Source organism: Pseudomonas sp. 10S4, assembly GCF_034344865.1.
In the GTDB taxonomy this organism is placed as follows: domain Bacteria; phylum Pseudomonadota; class Gammaproteobacteria; order Pseudomonadales; family Pseudomonadaceae; genus Aquipseudomonas.
Genome location: NZ_CP133774.1, coordinates 1,447,402 through 1,465,849, shown reverse-complemented (window position 1 = coordinate 1,465,849; position 18,448 = coordinate 1,447,402). Strand labels below are relative to the sequence as shown.

Sequence of the window (18,448 nt, the reverse complement as noted above, 5' to 3'; positions counted from 1 at the left end):
CTTCCTGAACGAGGGAAGGGCAGCTATGATGGGCCACGTTTTTTTGCTTACAACCCGGAGACATCCATGAGCAGCGATCTTATCAAGCACGTCACCGACGCTAACTTCGAAGAAGAAGTACTTAAGGCTGCCGGCCCTGTGCTCGTTGACTACTGGGCTGAGTGGTGTGGTCCTTGCAAAATGATCGCCCCGGTTCTGGACGAAATTGCTGGTACCTACGCTGGCAAGCTGACCATTGCCAAACTGAACATCGACGAAAACCAGGAAACCCCGGCCAAGCACGGCGTACGTGGTATCCCGACCCTGATGCTGTTCAAGAACGGCAACGTTGAAGCAACCAAGGTTGGCGCACTGTCCAAGTCGCAATTGGCTGCATTTCTCGACGCCAACATCTAAGTCGGCGACGTTGTATAAAAAAGCCCCGCAAATTGCGGGGCTTTTTGCGTATTCAGGGCTAGACGCTCCGAAACTCAGGTGGTACATTCGGCCCCGCACTGGTTTCTCCACTGCCCCCTGCTAGCCGTCGCCGACGCACTCCTTTTCGAATAAGTACGCGATCCTGTCGCCTTCTCTGCGGCGCGGCCTCATTAAGCCAAAAGCTTAATTTCCCCCTCCATAAATGATTACGTCATTCCTATATGAATCTGACTGAACTCAAGCAAAAGCCGATTACCGAACTGCTCGAATTGGCCGAACAGATGGGCATAGAAAATATGGCCCGTTCGCGCAAGCAGGACGTGATTTTCTCCCTGCTCAAAAAGCACGCGAAAAGCGGCGAGGAAATCTCCGGTGATGGCGTGCTGGAGATTCTCCAGGACGGCTTCGGCTTCCTGCGCTCCGCTGACGCTTCCTATCTCGCCGGCCCAGACGATATCTACGTCTCGCCGAGCCAGATCCGTCGCTTCAACTTGCGCACCGGTGACACCATCGTTGGCAAGATCCGCCCTCCAAAGGAAGGCGAGCGTTATTTCGCACTGCTCAAGGTCGACACGATCAACTACGATCGTCCCGAGAACGCGAAAAACAAGATTCTCTTCGAGAACCTGACCCCGCTGTTCCCGACCGTGCGCATGAAGATGGAAGCCGGCAACGGTTCCACCGAAGACTTGACCGGTCGTGTCATCGACCTGTGCGCCCCGATCGGCAAAGGCCAGCGCGGTCTGATCGTTGCACCGCCGAAAGCCGGTAAAACGATCATGCTGCAGAACATCGCGGCGAACATTGCGCGTAACAACCCTGAAGTTCACCTGATCGTATTGCTGATCGATGAACGTCCGGAAGAAGTAACCGAAATGCAGCGCACCGTGCGCGGCGAAGTGGTTGCCTCGACGTTCGATGAGCCGCCAACCCGCCACGTGCAGGTTGCCGAAATGGTGATCGAGAAGGCCAAGCGCCTGGTCGAACACAAGAAAGACGTGGTGATCCTGCTTGACTCCATCACCCGTCTGGCTCGCGCCTACAACACCGTGATCCCGAGCTCCGGCAAAGTGCTCACAGGTGGTGTCGATGCTCACGCCCTGGAGAAACCGAAACGTTTCTTCGGCGCTGCACGGAACATCGAAGAAGGCGGTTCGCTGACCATCATCGCCACTGCGCTGGTTGAAACCGGCTCGAAGATGGACGAAGTGATCTACGAAGAATTCAAAGGCACCGGCAACATGGAACTGCCTCTGGATCGTCGTATCGCTGAAAAACGCGTCTTCCCGGCCATCAACATCAACCGTTCCGGTACCCGCCGCGAAGAGTTGCTGACCGCCGACGACGAGTTGCAGCGTATGTGGATCCTGCGCAAGCTGCTGCACCCGATGGACGAAATCGCTGCCATCGAGTTCCTGGTCGACAAGCTGAAAACGACCAAGACCAACGACGAGTTCTTCTTGTCGATGAAGCGTAAGTAAGACGGTTTTTTAACCGCTAAAAATGGCGTCCTTCGGGGCGCCATTTTTTTGCAAAAAAAGGGGAGGTTTGCGACTACGGTTGGTCAGTACAGAAACGAAATGGGCATGCGACCCAAAAACTTTCAACTGACTGGCCTAACTGTTTATGAGCTCTCTTGCTTATCGAAGGGACATCGACGGCTTGCGCGCAATCGCTGTGATTGCTGTCGTGCTGTTTCATTTTGGTATTCCTGGCTTCTCCGGCGGCTTCGTCGGTGTGGACATCTTTTTCGTGATTTCCGGTTTCCTGATCACCTCGATTATCTGGAACCAGCGGCAGGCCGGGTGCTTCAGCTTTGTCGATTTCTGGGCCCGGCGTGCCCGGCGAATCCTGCCGGCGCTGTTTGTGATGATCATCGTGGTGCTGGCGGTGGGCTGGTTCCTGCTGGCCCCCAAGGATTACGAGGAACTGGGGCGCTCGGTGCGCTATCAGGTGATGTTCGTGTCCAACCTCCTGTTCATGCGTCAGGAGGGTTATTTCGATGTGGCCTCCGACCTCAAGCCGTTGCTGCACACCTGGTCGCTGGCGGTTGAAGAGCAGTTCTACATTGTCTTTCCGCTGCTGCTGACGGTTTTGTCGAGTCGCCTCAAGCATTGGCGGCTGGCGCTGTTCGGTGTGTTGCTGGTGTCATTCGGGCTCAGCGTCTGGGCCGTGGCGCATCACCCGGAAAAAGCTTTTTCCTGTTGCCGATGCGCGCCTGGGAACTGTTGGCCGGCGCGATGCTGGCGGTTGCGCCCAGAGGTAACTGGCGCCTGACACCGATGGGCGCTCAAATTGTCAGCCTGGGCGGCCTCGGGCTGATTCTGCTGGCGGTGTTCTGCTACGACAAAAGCACCCCATTCCCCGGCGCAGCAGCGCTATTGCCGACGTTGGGTGTGGTCGCGCTGATCTGGTCCAACGGACATCGGCAAACCCTGGTCGGCGGCCTGCTGGGCAGCCGTGTGCTGGTGGGGCTTGGGCTGATTTCCTATTCCTGGTACCTGTGGCACTGGCCGGTCTTTGTTTTCTCCAGCTATGCCAGCGTCGATGAACCTGGCCTGTTTGATATCTCAGGCTTGATTCTGCTCAGCCTGGTGCTGGGTTATCTGTCATGGCGCTTCGTCGAAACGCCGTTTCGCGAGCGGCGGTTGTTGGCGGGGCGTCGGCAGATTTTGCTGGCGGCAGGTGTCGGCGTGTTGGTGCTGGGGCTGGCCGGTCAAGCGCTGCGCTGGACCAATGGCTTACCCTGGCGCTTGCCTGATCAAGCCTTGCAGTACGCCAAAGGGAAGGAATGGCGGCCGGAACTGATGCGCTGCCTGGCCAATGATAAAACCCCTGACGACAAGCTCTTCTGTCACTACGGGACTCAAGCGTCTACCGCTTCAAAGGCACTAGTCTGGGGGGACAGTCATGCCACGGCGCTGATCCCGGTGTTCGATGATGGGGCGCAAAAACATGGCGTCAGCGTGATCCTTGCCAGCTCCCCGGGCTGCATTCCGGTTGAGGGTCTGGAGTTCGATCAGACGTGTGCCCGGTTCAATCGCCGGGTCGAACAGGCCTTGAAGCCGCAATCGGTGGGCGATGTAGTGCTGGTTGCGCGCTGGAGCCTCTATCTCTATGGCGATGCGAAAGGCGATCTCGGGCACGCGCTGAGGAATTCCAGTGGTCGTTATGAAAGAGCCAGCGTCGAACAACGACTGGCCGAAGGATTACGGGCAACAGTGCGAAAGCTGCGGGACGGCGGGCATCGTGTCTGGCTGGTCAAGGAAGCGCCGCTGCAGCAGTTCAGCCCGCCTTACCGCCTAAGTCGATTGGCGATGTTGCATCGTCCGACCGATGACGTGGGCCTGGCGGTGACGGAGCACTTCAAGCGCCAGGCGTTCATCAGCCAGTTGTTCGCGCAAATTGCGGCCGCCAATTCGGGTGTGACCGTAGTTGATCCGGCCCCGGCGTTGTGTGATTCATCGGGCCTGTGCCGGGTCGAGCTCAACGGCCATTCGCTGTATACCGACGACAATCACCTGTCGGAGATCGGCGCGCGGTTCGTTGCGCCGGTACTTGAGCCTCTGTTCAAGCACTTGCAAGCCCGGGCAACCCTTGGCAATGGCAACGTGAATGCGGCCAAGTAAGCAGCGATAAGCTGCCAGCGGCCGGCAGAGCAGGTAGGATGTACGCCTATTTTACGGGTGCCATCATCAATGAAATTCAAGGATCTTCGGGATTTCGTGCAGCAGCTTGAGCAGCGCGGAGAGTTGAAACGCATCCAGATCCCTGTCTCTCCAGTGCTGGAGATGACCGAGGTCTGTGATCGCACGCTGCGAGCCAAAGGCCCGGCGCTGCTGTTCGAGAACCCTACCGGCTACGACATCCCGGTACTCGGTAACCTGTTCGGCACCCCCGAGCGGGTCGCCATGGGCATGGGCGCCGAGGCGGTCAGCGAGCTGCGCGAGATAGGTAAGCTGCTGGCGTTCCTCAAGGAACCCGAGCCGCCGAAGGGCTTGAAGGATGCCTGGTCCAAGCTGCCGATCTTCCGCAAGATCATCGCCATGGCGCCGAAAGTCGTCAAAGACGCGGTCTGCCAGGAAGTGGTCATCGAAGGTGACGACGTCGACCTGGCGATGCTGCCAGTGCAGACCTGCTGGCCCGGCGATCGTCGGCCTGATCACCTGGGGCCTGACCGTCACCAAAGGCCCGAACAAGGACCGCCAGAACCTCGGGATCTACCGTCAGCAAGTCATTGGCCGCAACAAGGTCATCATGCGCTGGCTGAGTCACCGTGGCGGCGCGTTGGATTATCGTGAGTGGTGCGAGAAGCACCCCGGCCAGCCGTTCCCGGTGTCCGTGGCGTTGGGCGCTGACCCGGCAACCATCCTCGGTGCAGTGACGCCGGTGCCGGATAGCCTCTCCGAATACGCCTTCGCCGGCCTGCTGCGCGGTAACCGCACCGAACTGGTGAAGTGCCGTGGCAATGACCTGCAAGTGCCGGCCACCGCCGAGATCATCCTCGAAGGCGTGATCCATCCGGGCGAAATGGCCGACGAAGGTCCATACGGCGACCACACCGGCTATTACAACGAAGTCGACAGCTTCCCGGTGTTCACCGTCGAGCGCATCACCCATCGGATCAAACCGATCTACCACAGCACCTACACCGGCCGTCCACCGGATGAGCCGGCGATTCTCGGTGTGGCGCTGAACGAAGTGTTCGTGCCGATCCTGCAGAAGCAGTTCCCGGAGATCACCGACTTCTACCTGCCGCCCGAAGGCTGCTCGTACCGCATGGCCATCGTGACCATGAAGAAGTCGTATCCGGGCCACGCCAAGCGGGTAATGCTCGGTGTCTGGTCGTTTTTGCGACAGTTCATGTACACCAAGTTCGTTATCGTCACTGACGACGATATCAACGCGCGAGACTGGAACGACGTGATCTGGGCCATCACCACGCGCATGGACCCCAAGCGCGACACGGTGATGATCGATAACACGCCGATCGACTACCTGGACTTCGCCTCGCCGGTTTCCGGCCTGGGGTCGAAAATGGGGCTCGATGCCACGCATAAATGGCCCGGCGAAACCACTCGCGAGTGGGGCCGGGTAATCGTCAAGGATGACGCCGTTACCCAACGGATCGATGCCATCTGGAATCAGTTAGGAATAGATTGATGCGTGTAACTTTGCAGCCCTCCGGAGCAGTGCTTGAGATATTGCCCGGCGAGCGGATTCTCGATGGCGCGCGGCGCCTGGGTTATGAATGCCCACAGAGCTGTCGCAACGGCAATTGCCATGTCTGCGCGGCGCTACTGGTAGAAGGACGGGTCGAACAGGCCGGCAATGTGCGCGACCATGGCGAGTTCTACACTTGCATAGCAGAGCCGCTGGAAGACTGCATCGTGCTGTGGGATGGCGTGCTCGCGCTGGGAGAACTGCCGGTGCGCAGCTTGTCGTGTCAGGTCATTGAGTGCAGGGACGTCGGCGGCGATACCTGGCGGGTTCGCCTGCGGGCGCCGGCCGGCAAGCCGCCGCGCTATCACGCCGGTCAGTACTTGATGATCGAGCGCGAGAACGGTGAGAAGTCTGCGTTCTCCCTGGCCTCTGCACCCCACGGCGGGCGCGACCTGGAGATCCACGTACTGGCGCGCGAAAGCAGTGCGCTGAGCCTGATCGAACAGCTGCAACGCAATGCCATGGTGCGGATCGAGATGCCATTCGGCGATACCCACCTGGCCGAACTGCCGGATGGGCCGCTGGTGCTGATCGCTGCGGGCACTGGCATGGGCCAGATTCACAGCCTGATCGAACATTGCCGCGCCGCCGGGTTCAAGCATCCGGTCCATCTGTATTGGGGCGTGCGCCGTCCTGAAGATTTTTATGAAATCGAACATTGGGACGAATGGCTGAAGCTACCCAATCTGTTCCTGCATAAAGTTGTCAGCGATCAATGCGGTTGGGAAGGGCGCTGCGGCATGCTGCATGAAGCCGTGTGCGAAGACTTCGCCGATCTGAAGCCTCTGCATGTCTACGCCAGCGGCTCACCGGCCATGGTCTACGGCACGCTGGACGCCCTGGTTGAAGCGGGGATGGATGCTCATCAGATGCGCGCTGACGTGTTTGCGTACGCGCCTCGATCTTGATCCGCGATTTTGATCCTCGATCTTGATCAGCGATCTTAGGTCAGCAAGCCGTTCTTTCTAGAAACGCACACCCGTAGTCACCATTGCCGCGTTGGCGCCGAGAAACACCAGTTCGGCGGCCAACGGGCCGTAGTGAGCGCCAATGGATGGAATGATCACCGGCGCCACGCCGAAGTGATTGAGCGGGATCTTGTCTTTGTAGTCGCCGCTGTAGCCTTGGAGCAATCCGCCGGTCAGCTTCACATACACCGGATAATCGGCGCTCTCATAGCGCTTGCCCGCATAGGCATAGTACGAACGCTGACTGAAAGAGTTGCGAAACGTCGCCCCGCCAAATACCCAGCCGGATGCTTCGTTACGTTCAATGCCAATCAGGTCCTGATTGTTATTGTGTTCGGAATCCGGCGAGTAATGTTTGGTATAGACACTGGTCTGTGCGTACCAGAAGCCCTTGTCTTGTTGCGTGTCATCCTGCGCCACGGCGAGGCCGGCCTGGATCATTAACAACATGGCGTAAAGCCCTGGTTTTTTCATCATGGAGCCCTGTTAAGCAGATGGCTTGCGCCTGAAAGAGGCCGTTATACGTGGGCCTCTGACAATGGAAAAGGTGGAAAGTCCGAGAGTTTAGTAGGAAATTTCCTTGGCCTTCATGAATGGAAGCTGAATGAATCGAATGCTTATGCATATGTCATTCAGGTATTTAAGGCATTTCCAAAATAGTATTAGGCTATATAAAACGTAACGCTGGCAGTGATAACCACTATTTGTTGGTATCACAACTGTCATACATCCCTTAGCACTTTTCGTTTTACAGTTACTGCTATATGTTCTATGAAGCGAATCTTGCTTACATCTTGTAATACTTGTGGGGCCGAACACTTCCGCCATGACAGCCATCGAATCTGCTTTTCTGAATCTGGCTTACCCTCCGCGGCTCGATCTGGGGCCGCAGCTTACGCACGAACAATTGCTCAGCTCGATGCAGTCGACCATGGCGCGCCACAAGGGTGGGCCGGTCTGGCTGTTTGCTTACGGTTCGTTGATCTGGCGCCCTGAATGCGCGGCGGTGGAGCGCGTGCGCGGCCGGGTTCACGGCTACCATCGCGGGTTGTACCTGTGGTCCCACGAACACCGCGGCACGCCGGAAGTGCCAGGCTTGGTGTTTGGCCTGGATCGCGGCGGCTCATGCAGCGGGTTCGCCTATCGCCTGCCTGAAGAACAACTCGAAGCTTCGCTCTACGCCCTCTGGCAACGCGAAATGCCATTCCCGTCCTATCGCCCACACTGGCTCAACTGCCGTCTCGAAGACGGAAGCCAGGTTCAAGCATTGGGATTTGTGTTGGAGCGGCACCTGCCCAGCTATGCCGGCAACTTGCCGGATCATGTGCTGAGCCAGGTGTTCGAAAGCGCTTGCGGGCGTTACGGCACCACTCGCGATTATGTCGAGCAAACCGCCAACGCCCTGCGTAGCCACGCCATGCCAGACCGGAATCTGGAGGCGCGGCTCAAGCGCTGCAAATCAAAGTCCGATCAGGCGATCGCTTCGCGGCCCTGACTGGCGACTTGCTTGTGCCACAGGGTCGGTGCCAGGCAAACCATCGCCAGGATGCACCCGCCGATCAGTAGTACGAAACCGCCATCCCAGCCGAAATGGTCCACGGTGTAGCCCATCGCTGCACTGGCCGCGACCGAACCACCCAGGTAACCGAACAGACCGGTAAAGCCCGCTGCCGTACCAGCAGCTTTCTTCGGCGCCAGTTCCAGCGCTTGCAGGCCGATCAGCATCACCGGGCCATAGATCAGGAAGCCAATGGAGAACAACGCGATCATGTCGACGGTCGGGTTACCGGCCGGGTTCAGCCAGTAGACCAGCGTTGCCACGGTCACCAACGCCATGAACACCATGCCGGTCAGGCCACGGTTGCCACGGAAGATCTTGTCCGACATCCAGCCGCACAGCAGCGTGCCCGGAATACCGGCCCACTCATAGAAGAAGTACGCCCAGGACGTCGTGTCGACGGTGAAGTGCTTGGCTTCTTTGAGGTAGGTCGGCGCCCAGTCCAGTACGCCGTAGCGCAGCAGGTAAACGAAGACGTTGGCCAAGGCGATGTACCAAAGCATTTTGTTGCGCAGCACGTACTTGACGAAGATTTCCTTGGCGCTGAATTCGTCTTCGTGGCTGGCGTCATAGCCTTCCGGGTAGTCGTTCTTGTACTGCTCGATCGGCGGCAAGCCGACCGATTGCGGGGTGTCGCGCATCACGATGAAGGCAAACGCCGCCACCAGCAACGCCACGGCCGCCGGCACGTAAAACGCCGCGTGCCAGTCATTGAACAGGCCCATGCCCAACAGGAACAACGGGCCGATCAAACCGCCGCCGACGTTGTGCGCCACGTTCCACACGGACACCACGCCACCGCGTTCCTTTTGCGACCACCAGTGAACCATGGTCCGGCCACTCGGCGGCCAGCCCATGCCCTGTGCCCAACCGTTGATGAACAACAGGATGAACATCATGGTTACGCTGGACGTCGCCCACGGCGCGAAACCGAAGATGAACATCACCCCGGCCGAGACCAGCAAGCCGAACGGCAGGAAATAACGCGGGTTGGAACGGTCGGATACCAGGCCCATCAAGAACTTCGACAGACCGTAGGCAATCGCAATCGCCGACATCGCCAAGCCCAACTGACCGCGGGTGTAACCCTCGTCAATCAGGTACGGCATGGCCAGGGAGAAGTTCTTGCGCAGCAGGTAATAACCCGCGTAGCCAAAGAAAATCCCGGCGAAGATCTGCCAGCGGAGGCGTCGGTAAGTACTGTCTATTTTTTCTTCAGGCAGGGGCGCCTGATGTGCGGCAGGTCGAAAGAAAGCAAACATTCAAGAGCTCCAAATTTCTTGTTTTGACTGCGGATGCGAATGTTACAGTTTCGTTACCGAAAATAGCACCGGCTCGCATTGGCAAAACAGCGGAAATATGGGAGATCAAGTGTTCTATTGTGAACATAGGTCATCAGGTGGGGGCTTATCCTTTCGCCACACTGTTCTAGACTCGATTCACCAGGACACTTACTCAAAAGGACGGGACGATGGTGCTCAGCTTACGCAGGATTTTTTCGGGGTTGTTGATGGTGCAGGCACTCATTCTCGCGGCGCAGGTGTCGGCCCATGACGAGGACAAGGGTGCACGTGGGCTGCGCGATGTAACGGTGTTGATCGTGCGGCACGCGGAGAAACCCGATCAGGGCCCGTTGTTGAACGCCAAAGGCGAACAGCGCGCCGTCGCCTACGCCAACTATTTCGACCCGCTGACCCTGAACGGTTTGTCATTGACGCCTCAACGGCTGATCGCCACCAGCGACAGCACGGACAGTAGCCGGCCACGTCTGACCCTCACGCCACTGGCTCAACGCCTGAAACTGCCTATCGAACAGCCCTACGCCGACAATCAAGTCGACAAACTGGTCAAATCCCTGAGCAAGGACAATCAGGCACAGACGGTACTGATCGCCTGGCATCACGGGCATATCGACAAATTGATCGCAGCGTTTGGTGGCGACGGCGCGGCAATCACCGGTCAGAAAAAATGGCCAGAAGACGTCTACGACTGGCTCATCGTGCTGCGCTTCGATAACCAGGGCCAAATCATCGAGTCTCGCAGCCAGAAAATTCAGGAACACCTGCTGCCGGGCGACCTCGCAACTGCCACCGGAGGCTGACCGCTCTTTCAGAAAAGTTACCCGCACCCGCGAGAGATTTTCTTGTGTCCGGAGTAGGACAGGACTTTAGGAAATGTCCTGCGACGGAACAGGACAGCGCGGCGTTCTGTTCTTGGGCGTGGAGCCTTAACCTTTTTGCAGGTGCCATTTCCGGCATGTCAGGTGCAAAGAGGCAGGGTCATGCGTTGGTGTGCGGTGGTGTTTTTGCTGGTGATGTCCTTCGGCATTCGGGCGGGGGAGGTCTTATTGATTCCTGAAAACAATCCCAAACCTGTGTATCCGAAAGCCTTGTCCAGAGCTGGGATAACCGGTGATGTACGCGTGAGGTTTACCGTCCATGCGAATGGTTCGGTAGACAAAGTCGGCATCCTGGAGAGTGACCATCCCGACTTCGCTGAAGCGACCAGAGTTGCGCTGGAGCAGTGGCGTTTCAAGCCTTGGACGGTTGACCAAGACAGACCTGCTGAGAGGGAAGTCGTTGCGCCAATGGTTTTTCGGCTCGACCAGAGCGCGCCGCTGCACACCAACAAATTGCTGACGAAGTTGAGATGTCATGCGGTCAATGAGGATGCGCGCCGTTACCCGGAATCTGCCTGGGTTGATATGCCGGCGTTTAGTTACACCCGCAGTTATCTGTCGAACACCTTTAACTCCGCGCAACTCTCGAATGAGCAACGTCTGGCGTTGATTGCCAGGCTCAATGAGCGCGTACCCATTATTGTCAGGCGTTGCGGGGACAGTCCTTTAATCAGGTTTATGAGTTTGTTGCCGGAGGAGATCAAAAAGTTGTTGTAGCGATGGGTTTGCCAAGGCAATCAGGACCTCCTGATGGAAGGACCTGACCGCTTCGTGGATTCAGCGAACCTGAACCACCACTTTCCCAACCGCCTTACGCTGGCCAAGATCATTAATCGCCTGCGCTGCCTCACTTAGCGGATACACCTGCGACACCAACGGTTTCAACTTGCCTTCGGCAAACCAACCAAACAACTGCTGGAAGTTCGCCGCGTTGTCCTGCGGCTGGCGCTGGGCAAACGAGCCCCAGAACACGCCGACGACGGCTGCGCCTTTGAGCAACGCCAAGTTCACCGGAAACTCGGGAATGCGTCCGCTGGCGAAACCGACCACCAAGAGGCGGCCGTTCCAGGCGATGGCGCGTACGGCCTGGTCGAACAGGTCGCCACCGACCGGGTCGTAGATCACGTCGGCGACCCTGGCCGTCGGTCAGGCGTTTGATTTCGTCCTTGAGGTTGGTTTCGCTGTAGTTGATCAGCTCATCGGCGCCCGCGGCCTTGGCCACCGCGAGTTTTTCGGCGCTGCTGGCTGCCGCGATCACCCGGGCGCCCATGGCTTTGCCGATTTCCACGGCGGCCAGGCCGACACCGCCTGAGGCGCCGAGTACCAGCAGGGTTTCACCCGGTTGCAGGTTGGCGCGTTGCTTGAGTGCGTGCATCGAGGTGCCGTAGGTCATGCTGAACGCGGCGGCGGTGTTGAAGTCCATCGAAGGCGGGATCGGCAGCACGTTGTAGCCTGGCACGGCGACCTGTTCGGCAAAGCTGCCCCAACCGGTCAGGGCCATGACCCGGTCGCCGACCTTGAGGTGGCTGACCTTCTCGCCTACTGCGCTGACCACGCCAGCCGCTTCGCCACCCGGCGAGAACGGGAAGGGCGGTTTGAACTGGTATTTGCCCTCGATGATCAGCGTGTCCGGGAAGTTGACCCCGGCGGCGTGCACGTCCAGCAGGATTTCGTTCTTCTTCGCGACAGGACTGGCAACGTCTTCCAGCACCAGCGATTCGGCGGGGCCGAAGGCTTTGCATAGCACGGCTTTCATCAGGGCTATTCCTTTGGGAGTGATGGCCGATAAGTGTAGGTGTGTGAGTCATTGGGTCAACGAGCATGCCCGGCCCTGATAGTCCGCCATAAGCTTGTGCTTGCGCGGCGGGTCGTTATGCTAGGCCGCAAACCGGATAAGGAGCGAATTGTGAAAGCGTGGATCATGTTGATGCTGGCCCTGTCTCTGCCTATGGCAGCCATGGCCGAAGAAGCCGCCAAAGAAGGCGAGGCGCCGAAAGTCAGCTACGTCACCCTGAGCCCGCCGTTCGTGGGTAACTATGGGTTGGATGGCACGCCGAAGTTGAAGGTCTTCAAGGCCGACGTGGCGCTGCGGGTCACTGGCGAAGAGTCGATCAAAGCGGTCAAGGCCAACGAGCCGTTGATTCGCAACCAGTTGGTGGCGTTGTTCACCCAGCAGACCACCGAGGCGATGAACAGCATCGATGGCAAGGAAAAGCTGCGTCAGGAAGCCCTGAAACAGACCCAGCAAGTGATGAACGACGAAACCGGTAAGCCGGTGGTTGAGGATTTGTTGTTCAATAACCTGATCATTCAATAAGACTTGTGCTGTCTGGGCGGGCCTCTTCGCGAGCAAGCCCGCTCCCACATTGGATCTGTGGCGTTCACAAAACCAATGTGGGAGCGGGCTTGCTCGCGAAGGGGGCGACTCGGTCCCTCAGGACGCCAAACTCTTGCGAAACCGCATCAGCGCAATCGCAAAGAACACCAGCCCGATGGCGGTCAGCGCCAGCAAGTCCGGCCAGACCACGCTCAACCCGGCGTCGCGAAACAGAATCGCGGCGCTGAGGCTGACGAAGTGCGTCGACGGCGAGCCCTGCATCACCCATTGCAGCCATTGCGGCATGCTGTCGAGCGGCGTGCTGCCGCCGGACAGCAGCAACATCGGGATAATCACCGGAATCGCCAGCAGGCCGAACTGTGGTGTCGAGCGGGCGAGGGTCGCCAGAAATATCCCCAACGCCGTACTGGCGAACAGATAAACCGCCGTCACCAGCAAAAACAGCGTCATGGAACCGGCCAGCGGCACGCCCAGCGCACCTTTGACGATCACCTCCAGCGAGATCCAGGTGCACACCACCACCACCAGCATGTTGCTCCAGATTTTCGCCAACATGATTTCCAGCGCCGTCAGCGGCAGCACCAGCAAATGGTCGAGGGTGCCGTGTTCGCGCTCGCGCAGCAGCGCCGTGCCGGTGAGGATAATGGCGAGGATGGTGATGTTGTTGACGATCTGGATCACCGCCAGGAACCAGCCGCCCTCCAGATTGGTATTGAAGAGCGAGCGAGTGGTCAGCAGCGCTGGCGCCTTGCTGGCGGGATCGGTCTGGCCGCTGTAGGTCAGCAGTTCGCGTTGGAAAATCCGCCCGATGTAACCCGCGCCCATAAACGCCTGGCTCATGGCCGTGGCGTCCACATTGACCTGCACCGCCGGTTGGCGACCGGCCAGCAAATCCGTCTGGAAATTTACCGGCACATTGATCACGAACGTGTACTGGCCGCTGTCCATGACCTGATCGAGTTGCCCGTACGGCAGCAACACCGGGCGCTGGAACTCCGGCGGTTGCAGGGCTTGGGCCAGTTGCCGCGAGAGGTGGCTGTGATCTTCGTCGACGATGGCCACGCTGGCGTTGTGCACGCCGATCACCGACCCGGCGGCCGGCATGTAGATCGCCACGGTAAAGGCGTAGAACAGAAACAGCAGCAACACACTGTCGTGGCGCAGGCTGGTCAGTTCCTTGAGGCCGAGTCGCAAAATATGCGCAAGCTTGTGCATCAGGCCTCCTGCTTTTTCAGCATGACCAGGCTGAGCCCGGTGAACCCGAGAAAGAACCCGAACAGCGCCAGGCATTGCGGCCATAACTGCCGCAGGTCCAGGGCTTTGGTGAAGGTACCGACGGCGATGTCGAGAAAGTACCCGGCCGGAAACAGCATGCCCATCACCGCCGCCGCGCCTTCGAGGGACGAGCGCGGCACGATCAGCCCGGAGAACTGGATGGTCGGCAGGCTGGTGATGATCATGCGTGCCGAGGATCGCGGCGATTTGGGTGCGGGTGAACGCCGAAATCAGCAGGCCCATGCTGGTGGTGGCCAGTACATAGAGCAATCCGCCGAAGGCCAGGGTCAGGCCGCTGCCCTTGAACGGCACGCCGAACAGCCAGCGGTTCATCGCTACTAGTAACGCGAGGTTGATCAGGCTGATCGCCAGATACGGCGCCTGTTTACCCAGCAGGAACTCCAGTCGGGTCAGCGGCGTGGCGTAGAAGTTGGTGATCGAGCCCAACTCTTTTTCCCGAACGATCCCCAGCGCGGTGAGCATCGCCGGGATGAAGGCGAGGATCAGTGCCATCACCCCGGGGCCAATCGCGTTAACGCTGACCACGTCCTGGTTGTAGCGGAACCGGGTTTCCAGTTTGGCCGCTGCCTGATGGTTCAGCGCAGGGCTGCTTTGTTCGGCCAATTGCTCAATGTTCGCCTGATGCACCGCCTCCACATAGTTGCGACTGGTTTCGGCCCGAAACGGCATCCCTCCATCCAGCCACGCCGCCACGGTGGGTTGGCGCCCGGCGTACAAGTCGCGACCAAAGCCCGGCGGTATTTCCAGCGCCAGTTTGATTTCCGAACGCTGAAGGCGTCGATGCAGCTCTTTGCTGTCGCGGATCGGTGACTGTTCGGCGAAATAGCGCGAGCTGCGGAAGGCTTCCAGGTAGGAGCGGCTTTGCGGCGTCTGGTCCTGGTCGAACACGGCGAAGGCGAGTTTTTCCACGTCCAGGGAAATGCCGTAGCCGAAGATCACCATCATGAAAATCGCTCCGAGCAGGGCGAAGGCCATTCGCACCTTGTCGCGCAGCAGTTCCTTGCCTTCGCGACTGGCCACAGCGACCAGGCGTCCGATGCTGAAGCCGCGTTCCTTCATCGGCTTGGCGGGTGTGACAGGTTCGTCGGCGGTTGCCGCCTCTGTTGGTGATTCCGCCGGGCCTTGGGCCTGTTCCAGGCAAGTGACAAACGCGGCTTCCAGCGTCTCGCCCTTGAATTGCTGTTGCAGCGCCGCCGGCGTGTCGCAGGCCAGCACCTTGCCGGCGTGCATCAGCGAGATGCGGTCGCAGCGCTGGGCTTCGTTCATGAAGTGAGTGGAGAGGAAGATCGTCACGCCTTGCTCGCGGGACAACTCGATCAGCAAGCGCCAAAAGTCATCCCGCGCCGCTGGGTCGACGCCGGAAGTCGGTTCGTCGAGGATCAACACTTCCGGGCGATGCAGCACCGCCACGGCCAGCGATAGTCGCTGACGCAAACCCAAAGGCAACGCGCCGGACTGTTGATCGGCGACGCCGTCGAGGTTGAAACGCTGTATCAGTTCGTCGATGCGCTGCGCACTTTCGGCCTTGGGTAAATCGAACAGGCGCGCGTGCAAGTCGAGGTTCTGCCGCACGCTGAGTTCGCCATACAGCGAAAAGCTTTGGGACATGAAGCCGACCCGTTTGCGGGTGGCCAGGTCCTTGGCGTTCACCGGGTTGCCCAGTAGCGTGGCGCTGCCTTCGCTGGCCGGCATCAGCCCGGTGAGGACTTTCATGGTGGTGGTTTTGCCGCAGCCGTTGGAGCCGAGAAAACCGAAAATCTCCCCGCGACCGATGGCGAAACTGACCTTGTCCACAGCGGTGAAGTCACCGAAACGCAGGGTCAGGTCATGGGCTTCGATGGCGACATCAGTATTGGCGCCGGTCCGCGGTGGAATCACCAGTGGTTGGTTGTCGTGACCGTTGTCGCCCTGGAAGTGGGTGAACGCTTCGTCGAGTTTGCCGCTGGAGGTGGCGGCGGCCAGTTCGCTGCTCAGGCCCGTGGCAATCAGCTTGCCGCCGTCGAGCATCAGGCAATGTTCGAACTGCTCGGCCTCTTCCATGTACGCGGTGGCGACCAGCAGCGTCAGTTGTGGGCGCTGGCGGCGCACATCATCGACCAATTCCCAGAAGCGCCGTCGGGACAACGGGTCGAGCCCGGTGGTCGGCTCGTCGAGGATCAGCAGGATGCCGGTTCATGGATCAGCGCGCAGCAGAGCCCAAGCTTCTGCTTCATGCCACCCGAAAGCTTGCCTGCCGGGCGGTCGGCAAAACGCAGCAGGTCGGTGGCCAGCAGCAGGCTGTGCATGCGCTGATTGCATTCGGCTTTCGACAGGCCGAACAGCGTGGCGAAAAAGTGAATGTTCTCGCTGATCGACAATTCGGGATACAGGTTGCCGCCCAAGCCCTGAGGCATGAAGGCGATGCGCGGGTAGAGGCTGTTGCGATGGCGGCGATCCTGGATCGAGCCGCCCAGCACTTCCAGCTGACCTTGTTGCAGGGTTTTCACCCCGGCGATCAGCCCCAACAGGCTCGACTTTCCGGCGCCATCCGGGCCGATCAACCCGCAGCGCGTGCCGGCGGGCAGGCTGAACGTGATATCGCTCAGCGCCTGCTGTTTGCCGTAACGGTGATGGATGCCGGTGGCTTGCAGCGCCAGTCCGGTCATTGCAGGTTGGCCGGCCAGCTAATCGGCGCGGTGCGCACGTAGCCAGCGCCGGGCATGCCCGGTTTGGCCTGGGGCAGGGCGCTTGGGTCGGTCAGGCGCAGTTTGACGCGGAACACCAGTTTTTGCCGTTCATCGCGGGTTTCGACTTCTTTCGGCGTGAACTGCGATTTGCCGGCGACGAAGGTGATTTTTGCCGGCAGCGGATGGTCGGGTAACGCGTCGAGCAAAATTCGCGCTTCATCGCCCACCGCCACGCGCCCGGTGACGGAGGCCGGGAGGTAGAGGTTCATGTATTGGTCATTTGGATCGATCAGCAACAGCACCCGTCCGCCCGCGCCGAGTACTTCGCCGGGTTCGGCCATGCGCAACTGGATCACCCCGTCGATCGGCGCTCGCAAGCTGCTGTCATCGATTTCGCTGGTCAGCATCGCGACCTGGGCCTGCGCCGCACCAATCGCCGCGCCAACTGCCGAAACCTGGGCACGGGACGCCGCGACCGCCGCGTTGCCGGTGTCCAGGCGCGCTTGTTGTTGATCGATGATCTGGCCACTGACGAAACCGTGCTTGAACAGTTCCTGGGAGCGTTTGAGTTCCTGCTGCGCCAGTAGTTGTTCGCTCTGGCGCAATTGCACGTTGGCCTGGGCGGCGGAGAGGTTTTCCCGGGCGCGTAGTACTTCGGCTTCAGCCTGGTTGCGCTGGGCTTCGAGGGTGCGGGTATCCATGCGGGCGAGCAGTTGGCCCTTGCTGACCTTGTCGCCTTCATCGACCAGCACTTCAGCCAGTCGCCCCGGTGTTTTGCTGGCAATCTGCACTTCGGTGGCTTCGAGGCGACCGTTGCCGACATACAAGCCTTCGGGCAGACGGTCATGCATCGACTTCCAGTAACCGAAACCGCCGGCACCCAGAAGCAGAACCATCAAAGAACTGGCGAACAAAATCGAAGAGCGACTGTGCGTAGACATGCGGGCATCCTGCGGCTGTTGCGTCCTAGTCTGGCTGATCGAGCGCCGGGGCGGCTTGATGCCAGTCAACTTGCATAATGTTCTATGCGCGTGAATCGCTCGTAGGAGCTGCCGATGGCTGCGATCTTTTGATCTTTGGCGATTCCAGCATTGCCGAAGATCAGGATCAAAAGATCGCAGCCTTCGGCAGCTCCTACAGGGGAGCAAGCCTAACCCGATTGGGCGGGCAAAAGAGGATGACCGGGTGGTTCTGCTTTATTTAGCGTAAAGCGAGCACCGTGGCCCATTGTTCGGCGGTGACTGGCATCACCGACAGGCGCGAGCCTTTCTGCACCAGCGGCATTTCGGCCAGCGCCGTTTGCTGTTTCAGGTAATCGAGCTTCAGGACGTTGGCGAACGTTTCGACGTGGGCCACATCGATGGCGCTCCAGGCGTTTTTCTCCGGGGTGGCCTTCGGGTCGAAGTAATGGCTCTCAGGCTCCAGCGCCGTCGGGTCGGGGTAGGCCGCTTCGATAATCTTGCCAGTCCCGGCAATTCCGGGCACCGGGCAGCTGGAGTGATAGAAGAAAAACTCATCGCCGACCGCCATGGCCCGCAAGAAATTGCGTGCCTGATAGTTGCGAACCCCGTCCCAGCGCGCTTTGCCGAGCTTTGCCAAATCTTTGATCGAGAGTTCGTCGGGCTCGGATTTCATCAGCCAATAGGCCATGGGTTTTGCTCCTTGCGAAGTGATTGGGCAAGTTGTCGGGCGATTTTATGACAAACCGACAGTCGGTTGACGCCAGCGTTTGCGTGTCGGTTCACGTTGCCGCAAAATGCCGGCCTTCTTAGCTTGACGCTGCTGCACGGCCTACAACGGAAA

11 protein-coding genes and 5 pseudogenes are annotated in these 18,448 nt (G+C 59.3%); 9 read left to right on the top strand and 7 right to left on the bottom strand.

The features are described from left to right. Positions 1-66 precede the first annotated feature (66 nt). The 5 genes and pseudogenes from trxA to RHM58_RS06880 all read left to right on the top strand — a co-directional run bounded on the left by trxA (position 67) and on the right by RHM58_RS06880 (position 6,548). Complete coding sequence (gene trxA / locus RHM58_RS06900) at positions 67-396, top strand: thioredoxin TrxA (protein ID WP_201190319.1); 330 nt, start codon at positions 67-69, stop codon at positions 394-396. Between the two features lie 242 nt (positions 397-638). Next, positions 639-1,898, top strand: coding sequence for a transcription termination factor Rho (rho, locus tag RHM58_RS06895; protein ID WP_007942421.1), 1,260 nt, complete (start codon positions 639-641; stop codon positions 1,896-1,898). A gap of 145 nt (positions 1,899-2,043) precedes the next feature. Beyond that, positions 2,044-4,046: pseudogene (locus RHM58_RS06890) on the top strand (acyltransferase family protein). A gap of 69 nt (positions 4,047-4,115) precedes the next feature. Continuing rightward, positions 4,116-5,580 (top strand): annotated as a pseudogene (ubiD, locus tag RHM58_RS06885) (4-hydroxy-3-polyprenylbenzoate decarboxylase). Continuing rightward, positions 5,580-6,548, top strand: a complete 969-nt coding sequence (locus RHM58_RS06880) for a CDP-6-deoxy-delta-3,4-glucoseen reductase (protein WP_322269927.1) — start codon at positions 5,580-5,582, stop codon at positions 6,546-6,548. The pseudogene ubiD and the gene RHM58_RS06880 overlap by 1 nt, the downstream one beginning before the upstream one ends. A gap of 57 nt (positions 6,549-6,605) precedes the next feature. Here RHM58_RS06880 and RHM58_RS06875 read toward each other — a convergent pair whose 3' ends face one another. Then, positions 6,606-7,082, bottom strand: coding sequence for a sn-glycerol-3-phosphate transporter (locus RHM58_RS06875; RefSeq protein ID WP_322270819.1), 477 nt, complete (start codon positions 7,080-7,082; stop codon positions 6,606-6,608). Between the two features lie 352 nt (positions 7,083-7,434). On the opposite strand from RHM58_RS06875, the gene RHM58_RS06870 reads away from it, so the two are divergent. After that, positions 7,435-8,103, top strand: coding sequence for a gamma-glutamylcyclotransferase (locus tag RHM58_RS06870; protein ID WP_201198772.1), 669 nt, complete (start codon positions 7,435-7,437; stop codon positions 8,101-8,103). Here the strand turns inward: RHM58_RS06870 and glpT are convergent. Continuing rightward, complete coding sequence (glpT, locus tag RHM58_RS06865; protein WP_322269926.1) at positions 8,079-9,428, bottom strand: glycerol-3-phosphate transporter; 1,350 nt, start codon at positions 9,426-9,428, stop codon at positions 8,079-8,081. The genes RHM58_RS06870 and glpT overlap by 25 nt on opposite strands. A gap of 209 nt (positions 9,429-9,637) precedes the next feature. Between glpT and RHM58_RS06860 the strand changes: the two genes are divergently transcribed. Both RHM58_RS06860 and RHM58_RS06855 read left to right on the top strand, forming a co-directional pair. After that, positions 9,638-10,267: a flagellar basal body-associated protein FliL gene (locus RHM58_RS06860; RefSeq protein WP_201256483.1), complete on the top strand. Its 630-nt coding sequence runs from the start codon at positions 9,638-9,640 to the stop codon at positions 10,265-10,267. A 180-nt stretch (positions 10,268-10,447) separates the two neighbouring features. Beyond that, positions 10,448-11,062, top strand: coding sequence for an energy transducer TonB (locus RHM58_RS06855; protein ID WP_201256482.1), 615 nt, complete (start codon positions 10,448-10,450; stop codon positions 11,060-11,062). Positions 11,063-11,122: 60 nt separating this feature from the next. Here RHM58_RS06855 and RHM58_RS06850 read toward each other — a convergent pair. After that, positions 11,123-12,101 (bottom strand): annotated as a pseudogene (locus tag RHM58_RS06850) (NADPH:quinone oxidoreductase family protein). A gap of 150 nt (positions 12,102-12,251) precedes the next feature. Between RHM58_RS06850 and RHM58_RS06845 the strand changes: the two are divergent. Next, positions 12,252-12,662: a flagellar basal body-associated protein FliL gene (locus RHM58_RS06845; RefSeq protein WP_201198765.1), complete on the top strand. Its 411-nt coding sequence runs from the start codon at positions 12,252-12,254 to the stop codon at positions 12,660-12,662. Positions 12,663-12,779: 117 nt separating this feature from the next. On the opposite strand, the pseudogene RHM58_RS06840 reads toward RHM58_RS06845, so the two are convergent. The 4 genes and pseudogenes from RHM58_RS06840 to RHM58_RS06825 all read right to left on the bottom strand — a co-directional run. Beyond that, positions 12,780-13,814 (bottom strand): annotated as a pseudogene (locus RHM58_RS06840) (ABC transporter permease); the annotation flags it as partial. An 83-nt stretch (positions 13,815-13,897) separates the two neighbouring features. Beyond that, positions 13,898-16,624 (bottom strand): annotated as a pseudogene (rbbA, locus tag RHM58_RS06835) (ribosome-associated ATPase/putative transporter RbbA). After that, on the bottom strand, positions 16,621-17,586 hold the full coding sequence (locus RHM58_RS06830) for an HlyD family secretion protein (RefSeq protein WP_322269923.1): 966 nt from the start codon (positions 17,584-17,586) through the stop codon (positions 16,621-16,623). Before RHM58_RS06830 ends, rbbA begins: the two are co-directional and overlap by 4 nt. A gap of 259 nt (positions 17,587-17,845) precedes the next feature. Continuing rightward, a complete protein-coding gene (locus RHM58_RS06825) occupies positions 17,846-18,295 on the bottom strand; it encodes an EVE domain-containing protein (protein ID WP_201256478.1) in 450 nt (149 codons plus the stop codon). Positions 18,296-18,448: the final 153 nt, after the last annotated feature.

Coding starts and splice junctions, on each gene's coding strand:
- trxA (WP_201190319.1), top strand. CDS start 67: ATGAGCAGCGATCTTATCAAGCACGTCACCGACGCTAACTTCGAAGAA.
- rho (WP_007942421.1), top strand. CDS start 639: ATGAATCTGACTGAACTCAAGCAAAAGCCGATTACCGAACTGCTCGAA.
- RHM58_RS06880 (WP_322269927.1), top strand. CDS start 5,580: ATGCGTGTAACTTTGCAGCCCTCCGGAGCAGTGCTTGAGATATTGCCC.
- RHM58_RS06875 (WP_322270819.1), bottom strand. CDS start 7,082: ATGAAAAAACCAGGGCTTTACGCCATGTTGTTAATGATCCAGGCCGGC.
- RHM58_RS06870 (WP_201198772.1), top strand. CDS start 7,435: ATGACAGCCATCGAATCTGCTTTTCTGAATCTGGCTTACCCTCCGCGG.
- glpT (WP_322269926.1), bottom strand. CDS start 9,428: ATGTTTGCTTTCTTTCGACCTGCCGCACATCAGGCGCCCCTGCCTGAA.
- RHM58_RS06860 (WP_201256483.1), top strand. CDS start 9,638: ATGGTGCTCAGCTTACGCAGGATTTTTTCGGGGTTGTTGATGGTGCAG.
- RHM58_RS06855 (WP_201256482.1), top strand. CDS start 10,448: ATGCGTTGGTGTGCGGTGGTGTTTTTGCTGGTGATGTCCTTCGGCATT.
- RHM58_RS06830 (WP_322269923.1), bottom strand. CDS start 17,586: ATGTCTACGCACAGTCGCTCTTCGATTTTGTTCGCCAGTTCTTTGATG.
- RHM58_RS06825 (WP_201256478.1), bottom strand. CDS start 18,295: ATGGCCTATTGGCTGATGAAATCCGAGCCCGACGAACTCTCGATCAAA.